This window comes from Pseudarthrobacter naphthalenicus, assembly GCF_029076445.1.
GTDB classification, from domain to species: Bacteria; Actinomycetota; Actinomycetes; order Actinomycetales; family Micrococcaceae; genus Arthrobacter; species Arthrobacter naphthalenicus.
On sequence record NZ_JARESG010000003.1, the window covers coordinates 179991 to 198444 of the forward strand.

An 18454-nucleotide genomic window follows, 5' to 3' on the forward strand; every position below is an offset into this window, starting at 1 on the left:
TCGTCCTGGCCTGCGGTGAGGCCTACTGGTGCTGAGGTTACAGCAGGCGCAGTGCTTCCTGGCGGTAATACGCGTCCTGCATGAGCCGCTTGCGGGTCTTTTCCAGGGCGTCGATGGCGTCGTCCAAGGCGAGCTTGGCGTTCACTTCCTCGTCCGCCTTGGCTGCCTGTACGCGCACCTTCTTGGCACGGCTGAGGGCATGCTCAATGTTCAGCAGTACATCGGAGACGCCGTTCATGACGAGTTCGTGAGCAGCTTCCTCATTGGAGCGCCGGGCACCGGTGTCGCTGGCCATGTATTGCCTCCTGGAATCGCGTGGCGGGTGCTGGTGATCGCCTGACGCTTGCGTTTAAGGCTAGCCCACTCGGCTCTTCGGCGTGGGCGATATCCACAGAAACCTGACGTGCGTCCTGTCGGTGCCGCAGTTTTCCACATAGCAGCGCCCCGACTTCCCTGCACGAATTGCGGCGCCTAGCCTAGAGTCAAGCGCGAATCGCCTATCCGCTCCAGATGCACTAAGATATTGAAGTCTGTGCTGCGCCCTGCCTCCGTTCCGTTGGCCGGGCATGCATGGCAATCGCAAATGAACCTCCTGTTACGGAAATGCCGTAACCGCTTAGCCCAAAGGAGGTGGGTTCACATATGCGTCCTTACGAATTGATGGTAATCATCGACCCCGAGGTCGAAGAGCGTACCGTTGAGCCGTCGCTTCAGAAGTTCCTGAACGTCATCACAAACGATGGTGGAACCATCGAAAAGGTTGACATCTGGGGCCGTCGCCGGCTGGCTTACGAAATCAAGAAGAAGTCTGAAGGTATCTACGCCGTGGTGAACTTCACCGCCAAGCCGGAAACCGCCAAGGAACTTGACCGCCAGCTGTCTCTTAACGAGACCATCATGCGCACCAAGATCACCCGCCCCGAAGAGCAGAAGGTTGTTGCTGAGTAATTTCAGCTTCGATTTTCATTCTTCACACCGCAGGATCGAACTCTTCATCCAAGATCGAACAAGGAGGCAGTAGATGGCAGGCGAAACCACCATTACGGTCATCGGTAACCTCACCAATGACCCGGAATTGCGGTTCACACCGTCAGGTTCGGCAGTAGCGAACTTCACCATCGCTTCCACCCCACGCACCTTTGACCGCCAGTCCAACGAGTGGAAGGACGGGGAAACCCTGTTCCTCCGCGCTGCGGTATGGCGTGAAGCAGCCGAGAACGTCGCCGAGTCCCTGACCAAGGGCATGCGCGTGATTGTTTCCGGCCGTTTGAAGAGCCGTTCCTATGAAACAAAAGAAGGCGAAAAGCGCACCGTTATTGAGCTCGAAGTCGATGAAATCGGCCCGAGCCTGCGTTACGCCAATGCCAAGGTCAACCGAACCCAGCGCTCCGGCGCCGGGGGTGCCGGAAGCGGCGCACAGGGCGGCTTCGGCGGCGGCAACAGCGGCGGCGGCTTCGGGGGAGGCAACTCTGGTGGAAACCAGGGCGGCAACTCCGGCGGCAACCAGCAGGCTGCACAGGAAGATCCTTGGGCAACGCCTGGTGTCTCCAATGCAGGCGGCTGGGGCAACGGCCCCGACTCTGAACCTCCCTTCTAAACCAAACTCCAGGCCCGACGCCGGGACCGCCCGGGTGCCGCAACGCACCAGGTGACTGCCGCCGTCGGACCACCACCATCCCGTGGATCAACATCCACGGGCTCCAAAGAATAGGAGCTCCACGATGGCTAAGGCTGAACTCCGTAAGCCCAAACCAAAGTCCAACCCCTTGAAGGCCGCTGACATCACTGTCATCGACTACAAGGACGTAGCATTGCTGCGCAAGTTCATCTCCGACCGCGGAAAGATCCGCGCCCGTCGCGTCACTGGCGTCACGGTGCAGGAACAGCGCAAGATCGCCCAGGCAATCAAGAACGCCCGCGAAGTTGCTCTGCTGCCCTACTCCGGCGCTGGCCGCGGCTAAGGAAGGGACTGACTAACATGGCAAAGCTCATTCTGACCCACGAAGTAACCGGTCTCGGTGCCGCTGGCGACGTTGTCGAGGTCAAGGACGGTTACGCACGTAACTACCTGCTGCCCCGCAACTTCGCCCTGACCTGGTCGAAGGGTGGCGAGAAGCAGGTTGAGTCCATCAAGGCTGCCCGTGCCGCCCGCGAGCACGCTTCCCTGGAAGATGCTCAGAAGCAGGCCGCTGCACTCTCCGCCAAGCCGGTCAAGCTCGTCGTCAAGGCTGGCGAGACCGGACGCCTGTTCGGCACCGTCAAGCAGGCCGACGTGGCCGACGCTGTTGAGGCTGCTGGCCTTGGCAAAATCGACAAGCGCAAGGTTGAACTGCCGGCACACATCAAGTCGGTTGGTTCCTACCAGGCAAACGTTCGTCTCCACGAGGACGTTTCCGCTGTGATCGAACTCGACGTAGTCAGCGGCAAGTAGCCTTTCCGGCTACGCGTTCCTGAACTGCTGGAAACCCCCGCTGCCCTCACCGGCGGCGGGGGTTTTTGCGTGCCACCTCTCAGGCTCTGTGAAGGACCGTGGTCACGTGCCGGTAGCCGGTGCGGATCAGTTCGGCCAGCACAGCCTCGTTGATGTCGTCCAGCTTGTTCACGTACAGGCAGCCTGCGCCCGTCCTGTACTTTCCCAGCCGGGCCAGCAGAGCCGCAGCCTCGGGCGCGGACGTCAGCCCGTACAGCGAGAGGCTCGCCTTCCTGGGGGAGAAGCCCACCGCCGCGGCGTCGCCCTCCCTGCCGGTCGCGTACGTGTAGTGGTACTGACCGAATCCCACTATGGTCGGCCCCCACATTTGAGGCTCTTGACCGGTGATGTCCTGCATCATTTCCAACAGCCGCAGGCCGTCCCGGTGCCGGACAGGATGCTCCACTGCGGCGAGGAACCCGTCCACTGACGCGCCGGTCAGCTGGGTTTTGTTCTCAGTCATGAGGGAAGTCTGCCAGAGCCCGGCCCACCTGTCCGGCCCGCCTTCGGGGGTGATAACCTGCGGCGGTGAGCCAGAACCCTTCCCCATCGCCCCGCCGTCGTCCGTTCACCCAGATGGATGTGTTCACGGACGAACCTTACCGGGGCAACCCGCTGGCGGTAGTTGTTGAAGCCGCAGACCTCACTGCCGGGCAGATGCAGCAGTTCGCCAACTGGACCAACCTTTCGGAAACCACCTTCCTGCTGCCGCCCACGCATCCGGAGGCCGACTACCGGGTCCGCATTTTCACTGCGCACGAGGAGTTTCCCTTTGCGGGCCACCCCACGCTGGGCTCGGCGCAGGCGTGGCTGGATGCCGGCGGAATCCCGAAGCAGGACGGCGTGCTTGTCCAGGAGTGCGGGGCCGGCCTGGTGCGGGTAAAGCGCGACGACGGACGGTTGGCATTCGCGGCGCCGCCACTGACGCGCTTCGGGCCGGTGGCCGAAGAAGACATGGCACAGATCGCGGACGGACTGCGGCTGCCCCGGCACGCGCTGCTGGACGGCTCCTGGCTGGTTAACGGTCCGAACTGGATCGGAGTGCTCCTGGCGTCCGCCGCGCAGGTAATGGGTATCAGACCGGACTTCTCCGCCCTGGGGGACCTTAACGTCGGCGTGATCGGCCCCCACGCCCCGGATGCGGAGGTGGATTTCGAGGTCCGCACTTTCATTCCCGGCGACGCAGCAGTTGAGGATCCGGTCACGGGCAGCTTCAACGCCGGCGCCGCGCAATGGCTGATCGGCAGCGGCCGCGCGCCGTCGTCGTATGTGGCCGCGCAGGGGACGATGCTGGGGCGGGCGGGACGGATCCACGTGGACGCCGTGGGCGGCGACACCTGGGTGGGCGGCCGTTCCGCTGCGCGCATCGGTGGAACGGTCGTGCTGTAGCCGGAATAAATGCGGGAGGTCTCCGGTTATCCAGATACATGCAAACACATCTAGCCTTGCGTGAACCGAACCTGAGGAGTCCATGGTGGAAACCCGCCGCATTACCGTACTGACTGCCGGCCTGGGCGTGCCGTCCTCCAGCCGGCTGCTCGCTGACCAGCTCGCCGCTGCCGCAGAGCACGCACTTACTGATGCCGGCTACCAGGTAAAGGTGGACGTGGTTGAGCTTCGTGATCTCGCGGTGGATATCGCCAACAATTTCGTCACCGGCTACGCGGCTCCACGACTCGCCGACGTCATCGCCGGCGTGGAAGCTTCGGACGGCATCATCGCGGTGAGCCCCGTCTTCAGCGCGTCCTACAGCGGTCTGTTCAAATCCCTTATTGACGTCCTGGACCCCAAGTCCCTGGAGGGCAAGGCTGTCCTGCTGGGGGCCACCGGCGGCACCGACCGTCACCAAATGGTTCTGGAGTACGCCATGCGGCCGCTGTTCAGCTACCTTCGCACCCGAATGACCGCCACTGCGGTATTTGCCGGACCCCAGGACTGGGGTAACACCGACGACGGCGCCTCGCCCCTCTCCGACAGGGTGCGGCGGGCAGCGTCAGAGTTCGCCGCGCTCCTGAAGGGTGCGCAGCCGGACCGGAGCCCGGCGCTGGCCGAGTCCCTGCCGTTTGAGCAGCTGCTGGCCGGCATCTCCGGCGGAAGGTAGCAGCTGCCCGCGCCGTGCCGACGCCTAATCGTCCAGGAGGGCGATGAACTCGCGGGCCTGCTTCATCGAGATGTCAGAGTGCTTGGTCAGCGCCGTGGCCGCACCCTCAATATCGCCACTGCGAGCCAGCGTGCGGATCCGCCCGTAGATTTCGTCGTTAAGCATGTTGCTGCTGACCTCCCGCGTGACGTCGCCCTTGCTGGCAATGGCGCGGTACCGGTACGGGAACCGCTGAGGGGTATCGTCGTCGGCTTCAACGTCTTCAGCCTCCGCCTGGGGGCCGCGGAAGGGCTGGGGATGGGCGGCCAGCGCCCCGACAGCGTCCCGGGCGGCCCTCAAGCCCTCCCCTGTGGACTCGTAGTAGAACTTGATGGCCGCCATCGCCTGCCCCTGTGCGATCAGGGCATACAGCTTCCGGTGCTGCTCCTCGTTTAGCTTGGCGGCAGCCAGGCGGGCCAGCTCGGACGCGTCCGGAGCGGGTGCTGTGGCGGCTTCCCTGGCGGCTGCCTGGCGCCTGCCGATTGCTTGGGCTGCCAAGGCGACGCCGCCGGCCACAACCGCGAGGATAATAACGGGGATCACGAGCGATTCCATTTCTAAAGCCGATCTACGTACTTCTTGGCGGTGGCCAGGTCGGTGTGGGTTGTTTGGCGCAGAAGCTTGATGGCCTGGAGCTTGTGCCCGTCACGGGCCATCGTCTGGAGCTGCATAACAAGCTGCGGATCGAACAGGCCACCGGGGAGCAAATGGCCGTGCGCTCCGGTGCCGGCTCCGGTAGAGGACCCGGTGCGGGCCTGCAGTGCGGCACGGGCGTGGTCCGCCTGCTGCGACTGCTGCTGTTCGTTCTGGCTTGGTCGGGTATTCGCTTCCAGCCGGGCGCGTACGGCGGTAGCCAGCCGCACCTGTTCCGCATAGTGGGCGGCGGAGCGCCTGGCGAGGTCCTGCTGGTACTTTTCGGCTTCCGAGATTCCGGTATCGCGCGGCCTGAGAGCCGTTGTGAGCGTCCACAGGACTGCCACCAGGATTCCGGCCGGCAGTAACACCATCAGTATGTCGCCCATGCTTAGAGCTTATGCCAGATGGCCGTTATCCACAGCACATTCCTGAAGCTCCATACAGCGCCTGCGCCCCAAGGTCAAAACCTGAACCTTGTGTAATTTTCCTCACCCAGTGCGGGCTGGCGTGGAGCTCCGATACCACCCAAATACGCGGTGATTTCCACCGGCCGGCACCTCAGGCTGTGGATTAGCCTTTCCCCAAAGAATTTTTTCGTCCACATCCACCCGGAAGTGTTTCCGCAGTTCAGAGGCGTATAAGGCTGCAAAGTTTTTTTGTTTCCACAGGTTCATGCACAGACTGTGCACAAGCTATGCCCTGTAGTGCACAGGTTATCCACAGGCTGCGGGGACGGTGGGCTTGGAGGCTGGGTCGCTGGCGGCTACCGTTGCGGGATACCTGTTGTTGGGGAGTGAAAAGAACGCGCCGCCAGCCGGTGGCACCGCTGCCAAGGGGTTCCTTTCCCGGGCCGGCACCTTCTGTGGATAACCTGTGGATTGTGGGGATAACTTCTGCGCGCCCGCGGGCTGACTCGCCGGTGGAGCGGCGCGGTCCACGTTTGTCAGTGGCCGCTGATACACCTGAAGGTACGCCATGCTGTTGAGGTTTAACAGCCCGGCTCCGCAGGACAAGATGACTTACGTGCCGCCTGCTGCGGCACACAATGGAGGACGGCAGCTTTGTCAGTAACGCACCTGGATTCAATCGAGGGTACCCGAGGGTCGGAGACGAGCCGGAAGCCTCCCCAGGACATACCGGCAGAACAGTCCGTGCTGGGCGGCATGATGCTCTCCAAGGACGCCATTGCTGACGTTGTGGAGATCCTCCGCGGCCAGGACTTCTACCGGCCCGCGCACGAGACCATTTATGAAGCGATCATTGACCTCTACGGCCGGGGTGAGCCTGCCGACGCCGTGACGGTTTCGGACGAACTGACCAAGCGTGCCGAGATTAACAGGATCGGCGGCCCGGCCTACCTGCACGAACTCATTCAGACCGTACCCACGGCCGCCAACGCCGGATACTACGCCGAGATTGTGGCCGAACGCGCCGTCCTGCGCCGGTTGGTCAACGCCGGCACCAAGATTGTCCAGCTGGGTTACGGCTCCGACGGCGAGGTGGAGGACCTGGTCAACCAGGCCCAGGCCGAGGTCTACGCCGTCGCCGAGCGACGCACCGCCGAGGACTATGTTGTCCTCAAGGACGTCATGGAATCCACGGTTGACGAGATCGAGGCCTCCGGGCACCGGGGCGAAGGAATGACGGGGGTGCCCACCGGCTTTTACGAGCTGGACGAGCTCACCCACGGCCTGCACCCTGGCCAGATGATCGTCATTGCCGCCCGCCCCGCCGTGGGTAAGTCCACGTTCGCCCTGGACTTCGCCCGGTCCGCAGCCATCAAAAACAACCTGGCAACGGTCATGTTCTCGCTCGAAATGGGCCGGAATGAGATCGCCATGCGTCTCCTGTCCGCCGAGGCCACCATCGGCCTCCAGGACCTCCGCAAGGGCACCATCAAGGACGAGCAGTGGTCCAAGATCGCCACCACCATGGGCCGGATGAACGACGCCCCGCTCTTCATTGACGACAGTCCCAACATGTCCCTGATGGAAATCAGGGCAAAATGCCGGCGGCTCAAGCAGCAGCACGACCTCAAGCTGGTCATCCTTGACTACCTGCAGCTCATGAGCTCGGGCAAGAAAGTTGAGTCGCGCCAGCAGGAAGTCTCGGAATTCTCCCGTGCCCTCAAGCTCTTGGCCAAGGAACTGCAGGTGCCCGTTATCGCCCTGTCGCAGCTCAACCGTGGCTCCGAACAGCGCCAGGACAAGCGGCCCATGGTCTCGGACCTCCGCGAATCGGGCTCCATTGAGCAGGACGCGGACATGGTGATCCTCCTGCACCGCGAAGACGTCTATGACAAGGAGTCGCCGCGGGCCGGCGAGGCTGACATCCTGATCGCCAAGCATCGTAACGGTCCCACCAAGGACATCGTGGTGGCCTTCCAGGGCCACTACTCGCGCTTTGCCAACATGGCCGCCGACGCCGGAGGCGGGGGCTTCTAGGGTCCGGTCACCGGACCGGGCAGGGGTTCAGCCCTGCTGCAGCAGGTGGTTGGGCAGCCGGTTTCCGGGCGCTTTCCCGCGGATCTCCAGCAATTCGCGGGCATGGGCGTGCAGGCGTTTGTCCTCTTCCGTGACCGGCACCCACGGCGGGACGGGCACCGAGTTTCCCTCGGCGTCGCGCGCCACCATCACGGTGAGGCAGTACGTGGTGAGGTTCAGTGCGCCGCCCTTCGGATCGCCCGAACGCACGTGGACGGCGATGTGCATGCCTTTGGTCCCTGTGTAGACCAGCCGGGCCTCAACCTCCACGACATGTCCGATCAGGAGGGGCCGGTAGAAGCGCACGCCGCCGGAGAAGACCGCCACAGTGTCCATCCCGCAGTACCGCGAGGCGCAGACGTAGGCCGCTTCATCGATCCATTTCATGACGATGCCGCCATGGACCTTCCCTCCCCAGTTCACGTCGGTGGGGGCCGCCATGAACCGCAGCGTCACACGTTCGGCCGTTCCGGCGTCGGTATATTCCTGGGCGTTCATGGCTTTGACGATCTGTTCGCGGATCCTGATCCGGGCGAGTGCGTGATCGCGCTCTTGGATCTCAGCCGGGGTGACCGGCTCGAAGTGCTTCACGGGGACGGGCTTGCCGTCGTCGCCCACGGCCACGAAGATCACCATGCACTGGCTCCGCATGGTGGCAGGGCCGCCCTTGGGATCGCCGGAGGAAACCACGGTCCGGATGTGCATGGAGGAGCGGCCGGTGTAGACGATGGTCGCTTCCACCTCCACCATGTCGCCGCTGTTGACCGGGTCGGCGAAGTGGATGTTGCCCACGTACGCGGTGACGCAGTAGGACTTGGCCCATCCCACCGCGGCGGCATAGGCGGCCTTGTCCACCCATTCCAGGACGGTGCCGGCATCCACTGACCCGCTGTGGCCCACATCAGTGGGTGCCGCCAGGAAGCGCAGGGTGACGGAATTTGCCGCGGTCTCAGTCATGCTGCCCACCTTAGAGCGTGCCCCCGGTCCGCCGCACTTATGACGCCTGAGCCGCCCGCGGACCCTCCCCCCACGCCAGGCCGGACGCTCTCTCACTTAATGCGCTTAAAGACGGGATGCTCTCTCACTTTCTTCAAGAAAGTGAGAGAGCATCCCGGGAAAACCCACATTAAGTGAGAGAGCGTTTTTTGGGCGGGGGTGGGTGCTTAGGCGAGGACCGCCAGCTTGTTGTTCATGCGGCCGAACAGGGCCCGGTCCACGGAGATGCGGCCGGCGCCGGTGAGGGCGAGGGCCAGGGCTGCTGCGCCCAGGAGGAGGACGAGTTCGTAGCCGCCCTTGTCGGCGTAGACGCCTGCGCCGGCGTGCACCAGGACGAGGGCACCGAGCATGTCCAGGGCCAGCAGGGCACCCACAACGCGGGTGAGGATGCCCAGGATGAGGGCGATGCCGCCGGCAAGTTCGAGGACGGCCACGAGCGGTGCCGCCAGGTCGGCTGCGGGAACACCCATCTGGCTGAAGGCAGCCTGGGTGCCGGCGATGGTCCACTCGTTGAACTTCTGCCAGCCGTGGGCAGCGAAGAGGAAGCCGAGGGCGACGCGCAAAATGGTCAGGGCGGAGGTGGTGAGGCGTGACTGGTTCATGTTTCGAGTGTCCCCGATGATTGGTTGAAGTGTCAACTAATTACCGGCTTTTGTGTTCCAGCTCATGACACGGGGCGTCACGGAAGCCGGGCCTGAACAGTCGCCGCCCCGGTTAAGCTGGCACTGTGCCGAACCGAACTTCCGCTGCTGCGGTACGCCCCGCCAGCCCTTCCCGGGACATTCTCCGGCTGGCCGTCCCGGCGTTTGGCGCGCTGATTGCCGAGCCGCTCTTCCTGCTCGCGGATTCGGCCATTGTGGGGCATCTCGGTGTTGCCCAGCTGGCTGGCGTGGGGCTCGCCTCCGCGGTGCTGCACACAGCCGTCGGCCTGATGATCTTCCTCGCCTACTCCACCACCCCTGCGGTGGCCCGGGCAATGGGCCACGGCCAGCTGGGCAAGGCCCTCGCCGCCGGGCGCGACGGCGTCTGGCTGGCTTTCCTGCTGGGCGTGGTCCTGGCGGTGGCAGGCTTCTGGGCGGCCGAACCATTGCTCACCCTGATGGGCGCCGCCGGCGACGTCCGGACCTTTGCCGTGGATTACCTGCGCTGGTCCATGCCCGGGCTGGTGGCGACGCTGCTGATTTTCGCCGGAACAGGGGTCCTGCGCGGGCTGCAGGACACCAGGACCCCGCTGGTCGTGGCCACCGCCGGTTTTACCCTCAACATCGTCCTGAACCTGTGGCTGGTCTACGGCCTTGGCTGGTCGGTGGCCGGCTCGGCGATCGGCACCAGTGCGGCACAGTGGGCCATGGCTGCCGTCTACCTGGTGATGGTCCAGCGGAATGCGGCCAGGCACGGCGTCAGCCTGATGCCTGACTGGCGCGGGATCCGGGCACTGACCCGCGTGGGGTCCTGGTTGATGCTGCGCACCCTCAGCCTGCGCATCGCCATCCTGGCCACGGTTTTGGTGGTCACGGAACAGGGGGCCGTCAACCTGGCGGCCCACCAGCTGGCCATGACCATTTTCTCGTTCCTCGCCTTTGCCCTTGATGCCCTCGCCATCGCGGCGCAGGCCCTGATCGGCAAGGAGCTGGGGGCGTCCAACCCTTCAGGCGCCCGGCGGCTGACGCGGACGATGGTCCGCTGGGGCATCGGGTTCGGGGTTGTCACCGGTGCGCTGCTCGCCGTCGCCGCGCCGTGGGCGGGGGCGCTGTTCACTCCGGACGCCGGCGTCCAGTCCGCCCTGACGTACGCCTTATGGATCCTGGCGGCCGGCCAGCCCATCGCCGGCTACGTTTTTGTCCTCGACGGGGTGCTGATCGGGGCCGGCGACGCCCGGTACCTGGCCGTGGCGGGGCTGGTGAACCTCGCCGCGTATGTCCCGCTCCTGCTGGCTGTTGCCACTGGCGGCGGGACCTCACCGGCAAGGCTCGCATGGTTGTGGGCCGCTTTCGCCATCGGCTACATGGCCGCCCGCGCCGTGACCCTTGGCCTCCGCGCCCGATCGGACCGCTGGATGGTGCTGGGTTCGCCATAGGACCTGATCCCACTAAACTGGACCGGTGAACCAACCACTGACTCCTGCAGCCACGGCCGCAGGCACCGCCCAGCAGGCTGACCTGTGGAAGCCGGTATTGCTCCGCGCCCTGGCAGCACTCGCCTTCGGTGCCCTGACGATTTTCTGGCCTTCACCCTCAATCCAGGGCATGGGCTGGGCGGGCGGTCTGTACCTGCTGGCCACCGGACTCCTGGTGCTTTGGGGTATCCCCAAGGCGGGCGACGCGCGGAACGGGATGCCCGGCAGGATCGTCTCCGCGGCCGGCGCCGTCCTGACGGGGGCGGGCGCCGCGCTGGTACTGCTGCACGGGAGCGGGGTGTTCGGCGTGGTCGCCGCCCTGGGCCTCGGCCTGGCCGGCGCGGCGGAGTTGTATTGCGGCCTCCGGTGCCGGGCCCGGCATGTGCTGGCCCGCGACTGGATCGCCTCCGGCGTCATAGGCCTCGGCACTGCCGCGGCCCTGCCCTTCTTCATCAGCCTCGGACCCCATGCCCTGCTCGGTGTTGCCGGCGGCGGGGCCATCATCTCCGGTGTGTTGTGGGTCCTGTCCGGGCTGACCCTGAGGCACGATGCCCGGAGCGCCGCCCGGAAGCCGTAAACTAGAAGAAGACCGTTCTACCCAGTGTAGAAAATATGCGGGGCGGGACAATCCGGAACATTCGAAACCAGCAGGCCGATTCGGCCCGGCTGTAGGAGGAAATATCGTGGCAGACCAGCAACCAGGCAAACCGCGCAAGCTGCGGACCTCGGTGAAGGGGCCGCTGATGTTCTCCGCGTTCTGGGCCGTCCTCGCCTTCGTTTCGGTGTTGATCTTCGCCTCCGGCGGCAGCGCCAAGACCCCCCGGTTCGATCTTGCCTTCACCGGCGCGGGCATCGCGTTCATCGTCACGCTGGTCATAGCGGCCATGCTCTCCATGAGCTATAAGGAGAACGCCGAGCACCTGGGCAAGGGCTCCGGGGTCAACCTCAGCTCCGCCAAGAATCCCTCGCACGGGTTTGGCGGGAACGGCCAGGGCCACGCGGACGGCCCTTCGGAAACGCCCGACGCCGACGGCCCGGGTACCAGCCGCTCCTAGCCGGCCGGTCCTACCCCGCCGTCCCGCGTCCGGCCGTCCCGCGTTCGGCGGTCCCGCGTTCGGCAGTCGCCTGGCGCGCCCGATAGGCAGCAACGTGGGTCCGGTTGGCGCAGTTGCCGGTGTCGCAGTATCGCTTGGACCGGTTTCGGCTCAAATCCAGCACCACGGCATCACAGTCGTCCGCCGCGCAGACAAGCAGGCGGTCCATCTCCTTGCTTCGGATGACGTCCACGAGGGCCATGGCGGCCTCGGTCCCCATCCTGTCGGCCAGCGGTGCCTCCCGGGTGGTGGCGTGCAGGTGCCAGTCCCACCCGTCGTGTTTTGTCAGTTGCGGGAGTGCATTGGCCTCGCGCAGCAGCCGGTTCACCCCGGCCACCGCCGTGTCCTCGTCTGCCGTCCACAGCGCACTCAGCCGGCTGCGCAGTTCGCGAACGCTCGCCACTTCGGCGTCGTCGCGGGTGCGGGATCCGCTGAAGCGCTCCACGTCAAGGAAGTGGTCCAGATCGGCCACGGTAGCCAGGGATTCGCGCCCGTTTGCGGCCGTGTTGATCAGGTTGACCACCGTGCGCAGGGCAACCTCGGTGTCAGGAGCAAATACCATCTTGACTCCTTACCAAAGCCGGGCGTAATGTCAGGACCATAACCCTACTTTACTCCTGACAGGAGGCGCCGGTGTCTGCCGCCCTCAATCCCGCCGCCGCGCGCGGGTTCCTCGGCTCCGGCCTGGGAATTGCGCTGTTCTCCTCTGCCGTGTTCGGCCTTTCCGGTTCCTTTGCCAAGGCTCTTCTGGAGTCCGGATGGTCCCCCGGGGCCGCCGTGACCGCCCGCTTGACCGGTGCCGCGCTGATCCTGGCACTTCCCGCGGCCCTGGCCTTGCAGGGCCGGTGGCACCAACTCAGGGACAACTGGGTCACCATAGCCCTCTTCGGCCTGATCGGCGTGGCAGCCTGCCAACTCTTCTATTTCAACGCCGTTGCCCGCCTGTCAGTCGGCGTGGCGCTGCTGCTTGAGTACCTCGCCCCGGTCCTCATTGTGCTGTGGCTCTGGATTGCCAGCCGCAAACGTCCGCGGATCCTGACCTTCGGCGGAACTGTGCTCTCCCTCGCGGGCCTGGTGCTGGTGCTGGACCTTGCCGGTGCCGTCAAAATCGACGTGGTGGGGGTCCTCTGGGGCCTGGCCGCCGCAGTCTGCCTGGCCATCTATTTCTTCATCACGGCAAAGGAGAACGATTCGCTGCCGCCCATCGTCCTGGCATCGGCCGGACTGCTGGTAGGCGCTGTGGTGATGTGGCTGGCCGGCGCCACGGGACTTCTGCCCATGGCGTTCAGTACCGGGGATACCCGGCTGGGCCCCTGGATTGCGCCGTGGTGGGCTGCCCTGGCCGGGCTGGTCACACTCGCCACTGTCCTGGCCTATGTTTCCGGCATCATGGCTGCCCGCGCGCTCGGCTCCAAGGTGGCGTCCTTCGTCTCGCTGACCGAGGTGCTGTTCGCCGTGATCTGGGCCTGGCTGCTTCTTGGCGAGCTGCCGGGCCCGGTTCAGTTGCTGGGCGGTGTGCTTATCGTCGCGGGCGTGGTTTTGGTCCGGCTGGATGAACTGCGCGCCGGGGCGGCCGCCCTCGCCGGCACGGCCGCACCGCTGGATCACGCGAACGACGTCGAACCCGTTCCCTGAGTGCCGGCGCGTTTAGCAGGTGCCACGCACCCGGGGCTGCGCGCACCTGACAGCGGTGCACCCCCAACGCCATCCGCCGATTAAAGTACGGGGGCCCGGACCGTTCGTCCGGGCCCCCGTACAGGCAGAGCGGGTTTAGCGGGAAGCCTGATCCTGCTCATTGGCGTTCCTGGTGGCCTTCTGGCCGGCATCCTTGAGCGCCTGGATGACCTGGTTCAGCGCACTCGTGTGCGTGCCGGACCATTCGCCGCGGAAGTGGTCCGCGTCCGGGCCCTTCCACTGGGTGCTGTCCAGAATGCGGGTCAGGTTGCTCCGCTCCTGCTCGATCGTGGAAGCACCGGCCTGCAGCTTCGTGCCAAGAGTCCTGAGCTGCTCTACATCTGCGCCCCAAATAGCCATCAGTTTCTCCTCATAAAGTCATTGGATCCGATCCGGATCGGCATCCCCAGCGGCCCCCGGCTCATCCGGGAGATCCATTGCCCCCAACCTATCCCGGCCCCGCAAACCCCGTCGATGGGCACCGCTGCCCATGCAGCCCTCGCCACGGGAGTGCCTCCCGGGGCTGCCCGCGGCAGGGGGTCGATTCCGGGCGTTCCAGAGCCTAGCATGACCGTATGTGCCGGAATATTCGAACCCTCCATAACTATGAACCGCACGCCACGTCCGAGGAAGTGCACGCGGCCGCCCTGCAATACGTGCGCAAGGTCAGCGGGAGCACCAAGCCGTCCAAGGCCAATGAGGAAGCCTTCGAAGCTGCAGTGCATGAAATCGCGCATGTCACGCAGCACCTGCTGGACTCGCTGGTGACACATGCGCCCGCCAAGGACCGGGACGAGGAGGCGGCCAAGGCCAAGGCCCGCTCCGCCATCCGCTTCGGTACCGCCTGAGCGGAGCCTCCCGTCATCTGGGTAGCAGTAAGTGTCGTTTTGAAGCGTCAAAACGACACTTGCTGCTACCTGGTTGGGCCGGTGCGCCTATTTGCCGAAGCTGCGCAGCCGCAGCGAGTTCGCCACCACCAGGACCGAGCTCGCCGCCATCGCACCACCGGCCAGCATCGGGTTCAACAGGCCCAGGGCAGCCACCGGAATGCCGATGGCGTTGTAGAAAAAGGCCCAGAACAGGTTGGTTTTGATGGTGGCCAGGGTCCGCCGGGAGAGTTCGATCGCCTGGGCGACCTGGCCGAGGTCATCGCCCATGACGGTGAGGTCTGCCGCTTCAATCGCCACGTCGGTGCCTGAGCCCATGGCGATGCCAAGATCGGCCTGCGCCAGGGCGGCGGCGTCGTTCACGCCGTCCCCGGCCATGGCCACCGTGGCACCCCCGGCCTGGAGCTTTTTTACCGCCTCGACCTTTCCGGCCGGCAGCACGGCGGCGTGAACGTCAGCGGGGGAGATCCCGACGGCGGCAGCCACCTGTGCGGCCACGGCGGCGTTGTCTCCGGTCAGCAGGATAGGCCTCAGCCCCAGCCCCTTCAGCCGTTCAATGGCCGCCGCCGAGCCCGGCTTGATCGTGTCCTGCAGGCTGATGATGCCGGCCGGAACCCCGTCCACCGCAACCCAGATGGCCGTGGCGCCGCCCGCCTCCGCAGCATCCAGTGTTTCCTGCTGCAACGCGGTGATGCTGACGCCGTTCTCCCTCAGCCAGCCCGTGCGGCCCGCCAGGATGACGCGGCCCCCCACGGTTCCGGCCACTCCGCCGCCGGGCGCCGAACGGAAGTGTTCGACGGCGGGCAACCGGCCGCCGTCGTACGTGCCCTGCACCTCCTGGGCTGCTGCCGCGATGGCGCGGGCGATGGGGTGCTCCGACGCGGCCTCGACAGCACCGGCGAGGCGCAGCACGTCCCGCTCCAGGTGGCCCTCAAACGCCGAGGTCCCCGCCACGGAGAGCTTCCCGCTGGTGATGGTGCCGGTCTTGTCCAACAGGATGGTGTCCACGGTTCGGGTGTCTTCGAGGACCTGCGGGCCCTTGATCAGGATGCCCAGCTGGGCCCCGCGACCGGTGCCGGTGAGGAGGCCCACGGGAGTGGCGAGGCCCAGTGCGCAGGGACAGGCGATGACCAGGACCGTGACCGCGGCGGTGAACGCGGCCCGAAGTTCAGCAGGATCAACTGCCGGGCCGCTGGCCACGAGCCACAGCCCAAACGTGACCACGGCGATGACCAGCACCAGGGGGACAAAGACCCCGCTGATCCGGTCGGCCAGCCGCGCGATGGGCGCCTTTCCGGTCTGGGCCCGGGACACCAGCCGCGCCATCTGGGCAAGGGTCGTCTCGGAGCCGACCCGGGTAGCCCGGACCAGCAGGCGTCCCGAGGTGTTGATCGTGGCCCCGGTGACCTTGCTTTCGGGGCCAACCTCCACCGGGACGGATTCGCCGGTCAGCAGGGACGCGTCGACGGCGGAGCTGCCTTCGAGAACGACGCCGTCGGTGGCGATTTTCTCGCCGGGGCGGACCACCACAACGTCCCCCACGCGGAGCTGATCGGCGGGAATTTGGTGTTCGGTGCCGTCCTGGAGGACTGTGGCGTCCTTGGCGCCGAGGTTCAACAGTGCCTTCAGGGCATCGCCGGCCTTTTCTTTGGCGTTGGCTTCGAGGAACCGGCCCAGGAGCAGGAAGGAGGTGACCACCGCGGCGACTTCAAAGTACAGGCCGCCGGATTCCATGCCTTCCATGCCAGGGTGCTCAGTCAGGCGAGGGTCAAGCGCCAGCTGCCAGACGCTGAAAAGGTACGCGGCCGCGACCCCGATGGAGACGAGGGTGTCCATGGTGGAGGCAAAATGGCGTGCGTTGACGGCGGCGGCGCGGTGGAACGGCCAGGCCGCCCAGCTCACCACGGGAAGGGCCAGCACTCCCGCCACCCAGCCCCAGTTCGGGAACTGCAGGGCCGGGACCATCGAGATCAGGAACACCGGAACCGTCAGGACTGCCGCCACAATCAGCCGCGGCCTGAGTTTGGCAGCGGCTCCTCCATTGGCCCCATGGTCCCGTTGCGCACCGCCTTCGGCCACATGCTCCGCGTGCTCGGTCGTTCCTCCCTCAGACGCACGCTTCCGCATGTCACCGGAGTCGGTGCTCTGGCCATCCGGGGAACTGGTGTACCCGTCTTCCGGACCACCGTGACCACCGTGACCACCCAGATCGTGCGGATCTTGGTGAGTGGGGGCGGGGGGCTGGCGGAGGGTGGCTTTGTAGCCTGTGGCGTTCACGGTGTCCACGATCTGCTGGTCCGTGATGCCTGCCGGAACCGTGACGTGGGCGGATTCCAGGGGGAGGTTCACGGAGGCTTCCACGCCGTCTAGCTTGCGGAGTTTCCGTTCCACGCGGTTCACGCACGAGGCACAGGTCATGCCCTCGATGTCCAGTTCAACCACCCGGTTGCCCGCTTGGCTCATTAAGTCCTCTGTGTGCACGGTGCGTGGCCCGCCTTCTGAGTAGTTACGCTTCGTTTGCCACAACCAGGTAGCCGGCTTCGGCCACCGCTTCGCCGATCTCGGCCGGCGACAATTCCTGGCTGGAGGTAATGGTGACAGTGGAGATGCCCCCGGCGTTGAGGTCCACGGCGACCTCTTCAACACCGGCGAGGGATTCAATTTCTTCGGTGACGGAGGAAATGCAGTGGCCGCAGGTCATGCCGGACACGCTGACAGTGGTGGAGACGGTGCTCATGGTTGCTCCTTTAAAGGGGGCCCGGCAGGTTGGCCTGGCCCCGGGTTGGGTGTGTCTGGTTGGGCGGTGGCTGGAGGGTCACCGCAGGAGGCGGCCGATTGCTTCCGCTGCCTCCTTGACCTTGGCGTCGATCGCTTCAGCCCGCAAGCCAGGGTCGGGTTCGGCGGCCGCGCCCACGACGCAGTGGCCGATGTGTTCCTCGACAAGGCCCAGGCTGACGGCGTGCAGCGCCTTGGTGACAGCGGAAACCTGAGTCAGGATGTCGATGCAGTATTTGTCCTCGTCCACCATCCGGGCAATGCCGCGGACTTGCCCCTCGATCCGCTTGAGCCTTCGCAAATAGGCGTCCTTGTTGGCGGTGTAGCCATGCGGCGGCGCGGGCTGGGCATCAGCCTGCAAGGGGACGGTTGCCTGGGAAGATTCCATGAGTCCAACCTATACCCCAAGGGGGTATGCCACAAGTACCCGATGGGGGTATGAGTTCCTCAGTTTCGGACACAAAAAAGCTCCGGAGTGCGTTATTGGGGGATACGCACTCCGGAGCAGCCTTTGGGCAGATCTGTCCGGCCCCCTGGCCGGATCTCTCTGCTCGGTTCAGCTTACTTGCCAGTATGGCTGTCCGCCACCACCTCGAATAACTACTTTCGCTTTATTTTCTAGGCCGCTTCAACACGCTATTCACGGTCCTCGCGTGCCGCCCGGCGGTAGGGGACAACCAGCACGGGCCGGCTTTGGTGATGGGTCAGCCAGAGTCCTATGGAGCCGTTAAGCATCTCGGAAATCCGGTGGGACAGGCCGCGTTCCGAGGTGCCCACGATGATCATGGGCGCGTTGGTTTCGGCGGCGAGGCGGGCGAGGGCGCGCGCGGGGTCGCCCGTGAGGGTTCGCAGTGTCCATTCCACCTGCACGCCGTTTGCCCTGCTGTGTGCCACGCTGCGTTCAATGTCGGCCTTAATGCCTGTGGTCACAGCCCGGACGTCGTCGTCGTCCTCCCCGGGATGGAGTGAGAGGCGGTGCGCCGACCGGGCGGGATCCCACTCCACCAGGTAGCTGGCTTCGTCAACATAGGCGCACAGCAAAGGCACCGAAAGCCGTGCCGCAAGGTTCGCTGCGGTGGTCAGTACTTCCGGGTGCTGGTTGGGCAGTACCCCCACCAGGAGCGGGGGCGGTCCACTGAAGGGTTCGGGAGTCATAACCCCATTTTGTGCCGGACGGCGGTCC

At 65.4% G+C, this 18454-nt stretch carries 24 protein-coding genes; 12 read left to right on the forward strand and 12 right to left on the reverse strand.

Features of this window, described 5'->3' with window-relative positions; all coding sequences use genetic code 11:
- Window positions 1–37: 37 nt before the first annotated feature.
- On the reverse strand, window positions 38–295 hold the full coding sequence (locus PY310_RS04405) for a hypothetical protein (protein WP_275213007.1): 258 nt from the start codon (window positions 293–295) through the stop codon (window positions 38–40).
- 347 nt (window positions 296–642) lie between these two features.
- On the opposite strand from PY310_RS04405, the gene rpsF reads away from it, so the two are divergent.
- The 4 genes from rpsF (at window position 643) to rplI (ending at window position 2431) form a co-directional block, all read left to right on the forward strand.
- Window positions 643–948 (forward strand): 30S ribosomal protein S6, encoded by a 306-nt coding sequence (rpsF, locus tag PY310_RS04410; RefSeq protein ID WP_013602900.1) that lies wholly within the window; start codon window positions 643–645, stop codon window positions 946–948.
- A gap of 73 nt (window positions 949–1021) precedes the next feature.
- Complete coding sequence (locus PY310_RS04415) at window positions 1022–1597, forward strand: single-stranded DNA-binding protein (RefSeq protein ID WP_275213009.1); 576 nt, start codon at window positions 1022–1024, stop codon at window positions 1595–1597.
- A 124-nt stretch (window positions 1598–1721) separates the two neighbouring features.
- On the forward strand, window positions 1722–1961 hold the full coding sequence (rpsR, locus tag PY310_RS04420; RefSeq protein WP_003800144.1) for a 30S ribosomal protein S18: 240 nt from the start codon (window positions 1722–1724) through the stop codon (window positions 1959–1961).
- A gap of 17 nt (window positions 1962–1978) precedes the next feature.
- Window positions 1979–2431 (forward strand): 50S ribosomal protein L9, encoded by a 453-nt coding sequence (gene rplI, locus PY310_RS04425; protein ID WP_275213010.1) that lies wholly within the window; start codon window positions 1979–1981, stop codon window positions 2429–2431.
- Window positions 2432–2510: 79 nt separating this feature from the next.
- Here the strand turns inward: rplI and PY310_RS04430 are convergent, their stop codons facing one another.
- Window positions 2511–2933, reverse strand: a complete 423-nt coding sequence (locus PY310_RS04430; RefSeq protein ID WP_275213012.1) for a DUF1801 domain-containing protein — start codon at window positions 2931–2933, stop codon at window positions 2511–2513.
- 65 nt (window positions 2934–2998) lie between these two features.
- Here PY310_RS04430 and PY310_RS04435 point away from each other — a divergent pair, with 65 nt between their 5' ends.
- Together PY310_RS04435 and PY310_RS04440 are read left to right on the forward strand one after the other, a co-directional pair.
- Window positions 2999–3859 carry a PhzF family phenazine biosynthesis protein gene (locus tag PY310_RS04435; RefSeq protein ID WP_275213013.1) on the forward strand — a complete coding sequence of 287 codons (861 nt, stop codon included), beginning with the start codon at window positions 2999–3001 and terminating at the stop codon, window positions 3857–3859.
- Between the two features lie 85 nt (window positions 3860–3944).
- On the forward strand, window positions 3945–4571 hold the full coding sequence (locus tag PY310_RS04440) for an FMN reductase (RefSeq protein WP_275213142.1): 627 nt from the start codon (window positions 3945–3947) through the stop codon (window positions 4569–4571).
- Between the two features lie 24 nt (window positions 4572–4595).
- On the opposite strand, the gene PY310_RS04445 is transcribed toward PY310_RS04440, so the two are convergent.
- A complete protein-coding gene (locus PY310_RS04445) occupies window positions 4596–5165 on the reverse strand; it encodes a hypothetical protein (RefSeq protein ID WP_275213015.1) in 570 nt (189 codons plus the stop codon).
- 2 nt (window positions 5166–5167) lie between these two features.
- Complete coding sequence (locus PY310_RS04450) at window positions 5168–5632, reverse strand: hypothetical protein (RefSeq protein ID WP_275213017.1); 465 nt, start codon at window positions 5630–5632, stop codon at window positions 5168–5170.
- 675 nt (window positions 5633–6307) lie between these two features.
- On the opposite strand from PY310_RS04450, the gene dnaB reads away from it, so the two are divergent.
- The gene (dnaB, locus tag PY310_RS04455; protein WP_255769369.1) at window positions 6308–7690 is read left to right on the forward strand and encodes a replicative DNA helicase; all 1383 of its coding nucleotides are present in this window, start codon (window positions 6308–6310) and stop codon (window positions 7688–7690) included.
- A gap of 27 nt (window positions 7691–7717) precedes the next feature.
- On the opposite strand, the gene PY310_RS04460 is transcribed toward dnaB, so the two are convergent.
- Window positions 7718–8686, reverse strand: coding sequence for an acyl-CoA thioesterase (locus PY310_RS04460; protein ID WP_275213019.1), 969 nt, complete (start codon window positions 8684–8686; stop codon window positions 7718–7720).
- A gap of 206 nt (window positions 8687–8892) precedes the next feature.
- On the reverse strand, window positions 8893–9327 hold the full coding sequence (locus PY310_RS04465; protein ID WP_275213021.1) for a DoxX family protein: 435 nt from the start codon (window positions 9325–9327) through the stop codon (window positions 8893–8895).
- 125 nt (window positions 9328–9452) lie between these two features.
- Between PY310_RS04465 and PY310_RS04470 the strand changes: the two genes are divergently transcribed.
- The 3 genes from PY310_RS04470 (at window position 9453) to PY310_RS04480 (ending at window position 11896) form a co-directional block, all read left to right on the forward strand.
- Window positions 9453–10802 (forward strand): MATE family efflux transporter, encoded by a 1350-nt coding sequence (locus tag PY310_RS04470; RefSeq protein WP_275213022.1) that lies wholly within the window; start codon window positions 9453–9455, stop codon window positions 10800–10802.
- 25 nt (window positions 10803–10827) lie between these two features.
- Complete coding sequence (locus PY310_RS04475; protein ID WP_275213023.1) at window positions 10828–11418, forward strand: hypothetical protein; 591 nt, start codon at window positions 10828–10830, stop codon at window positions 11416–11418.
- Between the two features lie 106 nt (window positions 11419–11524).
- Window positions 11525–11896, forward strand: a complete 372-nt coding sequence (locus PY310_RS04480; protein ID WP_275213025.1) for a hypothetical protein — start codon at window positions 11525–11527, stop codon at window positions 11894–11896.
- Window positions 11897–11906: 10 nt separating this feature from the next.
- Here PY310_RS04480 and PY310_RS04485 read toward each other — a convergent pair whose 3' ends face one another.
- Window positions 11907–12497 carry a CGNR zinc finger domain-containing protein gene (locus PY310_RS04485; protein ID WP_275213026.1) on the reverse strand — a complete coding sequence of 197 codons (591 nt, stop codon included), beginning with the start codon at window positions 12495–12497 and terminating at the stop codon, window positions 11907–11909.
- Between the two features lie 71 nt (window positions 12498–12568).
- On the opposite strand from PY310_RS04485, the gene PY310_RS04490 reads away from it, so the two are divergent.
- The gene (locus PY310_RS04490) at window positions 12569–13570 is read left to right on the forward strand and encodes an EamA family transporter (RefSeq protein WP_275213027.1); all 1002 of its coding nucleotides are present in this window, start codon (window positions 12569–12571) and stop codon (window positions 13568–13570) included.
- A 135-nt stretch (window positions 13571–13705) separates the two neighbouring features.
- Here PY310_RS04490 and PY310_RS04495 read toward each other — a convergent pair whose 3' ends face one another.
- Entirely contained in the window at window positions 13706–13969 is a 264-nt protein-coding gene (locus PY310_RS04495; protein WP_275213028.1) for a WXG100 family type VII secretion target, read from the reverse strand.
- A 215-nt stretch (window positions 13970–14184) separates the two neighbouring features.
- On the opposite strand from PY310_RS04495, the gene PY310_RS04500 reads away from it, so the two are divergent.
- The gene (locus PY310_RS04500) at window positions 14185–14457 is read left to right on the forward strand and encodes a DUF2277 domain-containing protein (protein WP_275213029.1); all 273 of its coding nucleotides are present in this window, start codon (window positions 14185–14187) and stop codon (window positions 14455–14457) included.
- A gap of 87 nt (window positions 14458–14544) precedes the next feature.
- Here PY310_RS04500 and PY310_RS04505 read toward each other — a convergent pair whose 3' ends face one another.
- The 4 genes from PY310_RS04505 to PY310_RS04520 all read right to left on the reverse strand — a co-directional run bounded on the left by PY310_RS04505 (window position 14545) and on the right by PY310_RS04520 (window position 18426).
- Complete coding sequence (locus PY310_RS04505) at window positions 14545–16959, reverse strand: heavy metal translocating P-type ATPase (protein WP_275213031.1); 2415 nt, start codon at window positions 16957–16959, stop codon at window positions 14545–14547.
- 43 nt (window positions 16960–17002) lie between these two features.
- Entirely contained in the window at window positions 17003–17233 is a 231-nt protein-coding gene (locus tag PY310_RS04510; protein WP_275213032.1) for a heavy-metal-associated domain-containing protein, read from the reverse strand.
- A 78-nt stretch (window positions 17234–17311) separates the two neighbouring features.
- Window positions 17312–17659, reverse strand: coding sequence for a metal-sensitive transcriptional regulator (locus PY310_RS04515; protein ID WP_275213033.1), 348 nt, complete (start codon window positions 17657–17659; stop codon window positions 17312–17314).
- A 248-nt stretch (window positions 17660–17907) separates the two neighbouring features.
- Window positions 17908–18426, reverse strand: a complete 519-nt coding sequence (locus PY310_RS04520; protein ID WP_275213034.1) for a universal stress protein — start codon at window positions 18424–18426, stop codon at window positions 17908–17910.
- Between the last annotated feature and the right edge of the window lie 28 nt (window positions 18427–18454).